The organism is uncultured Maribacter sp. (assembly GCF_947496775.1).
In the GTDB taxonomy this organism is placed as follows: Bacteria; Bacteroidota; Bacteroidia; order Flavobacteriales; family Flavobacteriaceae; genus Maribacter_B.
Window position 1 is genome coordinate 1 of record NZ_CANMDU010000028.1, and the last position, 3,499, is coordinate 3,499.

At 31.8% G+C, this 3,499-nt stretch carries 4 protein-coding genes; all 4 read left to right on the top strand.

All coding sequences use genetic code 11. The features are described 5' to 3' along the window. Positions 1-98: 98 nt before the first annotated feature. The 4 genes from Q0856_RS17795 (at position 99) to Q0856_RS17810 (ending at position 3,222) form a co-directional block, all read left to right on the top strand. Positions 99-944 (top strand): hypothetical protein, encoded by an 846-nt coding sequence (locus Q0856_RS17795; RefSeq protein WP_298507160.1) that lies wholly within the window; start codon positions 99-101, stop codon positions 942-944. A gap of 139 nt (positions 945-1,083) precedes the next feature. Continuing rightward, positions 1,084-1,998, top strand: a complete 915-nt coding sequence (locus tag Q0856_RS17800; protein ID WP_298507162.1) for a hypothetical protein — start codon at positions 1,084-1,086, stop codon at positions 1,996-1,998. 208 nt (positions 1,999-2,206) lie between these two features. Further along, positions 2,207-2,608 (top strand): hypothetical protein, encoded by a 402-nt coding sequence (locus Q0856_RS17805; RefSeq protein ID WP_298507164.1) that lies wholly within the window; start codon positions 2,207-2,209, stop codon positions 2,606-2,608. Positions 2,609-2,712: 104 nt separating this feature from the next. After that, positions 2,713-3,222 (top strand): hypothetical protein, encoded by a 510-nt coding sequence (locus Q0856_RS17810; protein WP_298507166.1) that lies wholly within the window; start codon positions 2,713-2,715, stop codon positions 3,220-3,222. The last annotated feature ends 277 nt before the right edge of the window (positions 3,223-3,499 follow it).

The following is a 3,499-nucleotide window of genomic DNA, read 5'->3' on the forward strand; positions in this document are numbered from 1 at the left end:
ACAAAAAGCTTTGTCTTAGTGCTAAGACGGAAGCAAAAGCTTCCTTGCTCTCCGCACTAACTTTAGCTCGGGCGTTGGCAACCATTTGAAAAAACTTAATGGCAATACAAGATAAAATCACTCAAATTTGGGTAAAGACTACAGGAAAAAAGATAAACCCCAACGAGTTTGAATGGTTAATCGGACCAAATGGTAATACTGATATAATAAAAGACAAATTCATTTTTGAATTAGCAGAAAAAGAGGATTTAGAGATTCAAAACAACTTGCCGAATTTTGGACTACTCGAACGAATCGAACAAATCGGAATTTCCGACCAAGATAAACCTCGTTTAAACGCCAAAGTTGCCGACTTTTACGAAAATACATCGAATTACGACTTTGAAATCTGGTCTGAATGGAAAGGTATTTTCAAACCATTTGGAAAACTACTTTCCCTAGTTTTTAGTAAACGACTACAGCAACTGAATTTACCACTGAATTCTATAGATACTGCAAAAGGTCTGAAAAGTGAAATAATAAAACTAATAGATAAAGAAACAAAAGAAACCAAATGGACTATTTGGTATAGAATAATTAAAAGTACAAACGATGTAATTTATTCTGGAATATATACAACCTGTGAAAATCCAAATTACGAAAAACCACTTCTTAAAGTTGTATTTCCTCTGCCGAATGGAAATGCTTCTGTAGTTATGACAAAGAAAGTTGAGGAAGATGGTTCACTTCTACTCTGCTCTGATGGGAAAAAATTTGGAGATAATGGATTCTACTTTACTTTGACAAATGAAAAGGGAGAATATTGGGCAAGATTTGTGAAATCAATGCACGAATGGATTAGAGTTTACGAAGACGATGAAAATGTTTTGAGAGCTGACCATAATCTGAATTTTTACGGAATTAGATTCTTGGATTTGCATTATAAAATGAACAAAAAACGGTAGCCAACAACGTGTATAATTCAGCAAGCGGAATCATTCGCTAGATAAATTTTGCTACTTTTAAACTTCAGGATTTCCTGAAACTGATCTGGCAACCAAACTTGCCAAATCATACACGAACACGTTGGCAGTAATTAAAAATATGAACGAAACTTCTTTTATTGAACTATTAGGCTATTCTTTTGAAAGTGATAAAATAAAATCATTCACTAAGGAGTATAAAATAAACGGGGAAATTAGAATTCAAAAAAATGCTGGAGGATATATTTATCAGGCAGACACTTGGAAAGAAGGCGATACAATTTCATTAACCTTCATAGGTAACAAAATGTATTCGCATAATTATGGAACTCCAATTAATACTTTAGATAACGATAGTGATGAATTAATTGTCAGTGAAATAACCGTTGATAACAACTTTGTGAAAAATAAAGAAAAATCACCTATTGAATTACCATTCTCTCTTGAATTAGGAGATTCTAAAGATTTAATTTTCAATAAACTTAAAAAGAAACCATACGAAAAAAGCAACTCAAGTTATGGATATTCTTGGTGGTTTAGATTTGATAATTTCAGAATCTTAACAGCTTTAAATGAAAAATATGAGTTAATATGGCTGAGAGTTATGAAACTTGATAAATATGAAATTGAAAAGGAGAATCTTAAGAAAGAATTAAGGCAACAAAATAAAAATATCAAGACAGAAAATATTGTTCTTCTTTCAAATTTCAAAAGTAAGCTTCCTACAATTGAATGGACAAAACGAAAACTAGAAGGTGATGATATTTTCACTAATGAATCAATCAACATAATTGAAAAATTATTAATTGATTATATCAATCAACTTATTAAATTAACAAGTAAAAAAAATGCAACAACTATTTATAATTCAGTAAAAAAAATTACTACAAGTATCAATAAGGCTAATGATAAGCTACAAATTATAGACACGTTAGAAAGGGAAGAAATTTGTGATTTTATAAATCAAATCGTTAGAAAAACTGGATTAAATATTGATTCAACAATTGATTTAACGGAAGATTGGAGGGAATGGTAAAAACTACTGCCAACAATGGCTATAATTAATACGGGTTTAATGTTTAATCCAAAGTTTAGTGTATTTTTATAAAGTCCGCCAAATCTTTTTAATTTGGCTTTTAAAATAAAAAATTAAAACAAAATAAAAAGTTTTGGCTAAGTGCTTAATCGGAAATTAATCTCTTATTAATTCCCGTACTAATCATAGCCTGAGCGTTGCCAACAATATGAAAAAACTTCTTATTCTTTTGGTCTTAATAGTCGGACTTTCTTCTTGCGGCCAAGACCTAAAATGCGCGGATTTTAAAAACGGAACATTTCTTATTCCCGGAGATTCAATTTATCCAATTAGTTCGAATATAATTCGCAAAGATGGACGACAAGTTGAATGGGAAAAAGTTGGAGACAGCACTCATGCACTAATAAAGTACTTAGACGATTGCAACTGGATTCTGACCTATGACACGGAATTAAACGAGTTGGACGAACTGGAAAAGTTAATTAATGATTCAGGTGGAGTAAAAGTTGAAGTACTGGAAATTAAAGGCGACACTCTTTTCTACAATGGAATTTTAAAAAATGATACTCTACTCTTCGAACAACCAGGAACAATCATAAAGCTGAAATAAATACTTTCGCTGATAATATGAAAAAACTTGTTTTAGCACTGATTTTAATGTCTTTTTCGTGTTGTAGTTCACAGAAGACAAAACTGAATGGACTCAAAATCTGTTTGAAAAAAGAGGATATTTCTATATTAGAGAAAGGACTTGCCGATTTTGAATCTAGACTCGGAAATAAATACAAGGGAATGGACAAGGAAGAAAGTTATATTCAGTTCCTATCGGAATTCATCAACAACGATATTTCACCTGACTTTTTTCTAAATCCTGAATTGGAATCGACCAGAGGAAAAATAAAGGAACTGAGAATTTGGACAATGACAGAGGAATCCGATGAAAGTATGGAAGCCGAAATTAGATTAGATGGTTCAGAACCTGAAAAAAGTCTTGGAATTTTGACATTAACCAATGAATTTCAAAACTGTTTAATTGACAAAATTTCTAATGACGGTATTAAAAACTTCCTTGCTGTGCGCACAAAAGTGCCAAATATAAGTTCAGGACTTTCCGCCAAATACATCCTTGACGGAATTGACGAAAAGGACTTAAAAGATGAAACGAATAGGTTGGTAATAGTTCTTGGCATTTATTATGAATTTAGTCTAAACCTTGAAAAATAAAATACTGTTGGCAACAATACCTATAGCAAATAGGGCATAAAGTGCTAAATTTGATTGCTTGAGCTTGCTTACTAAGTCCGCCAAATCTTTTGATTTGGCCTTTAGAATAGAAAAGATAAAAACAAAATGCAAAAGCTTTGGCTAAGGGCTTAAACGGAAAGGAAAGGGCCCATCAACTGCCCTACTTGCCATAGCCTAAACGTTGTAGCAAATTTTGCCTAAATGAGAAATTGGTTTTTAAAACAATTAGACAAACTTGGTCTAGATACTTCAAATT

Bases quoted from the DNA above. Each gene is read 5' to 3' on its own strand.
- Q0856_RS17805 (WP_298507164.1), top strand. From the start codon at position 2,207: ATGAAAAAACTTCTTATTCTTTTGGTCTTAATAGTCGGACTTTCTTCT.
- Q0856_RS17800 (WP_298507162.1), top strand. From the start codon at position 1,084: ATGAACGAAACTTCTTTTATTGAACTATTAGGCTATTCTTTTGAAAGT.
- Q0856_RS17795 (WP_298507160.1), top strand. From the start codon at position 99: ATGGCAATACAAGATAAAATCACTCAAATTTGGGTAAAGACTACAGGA.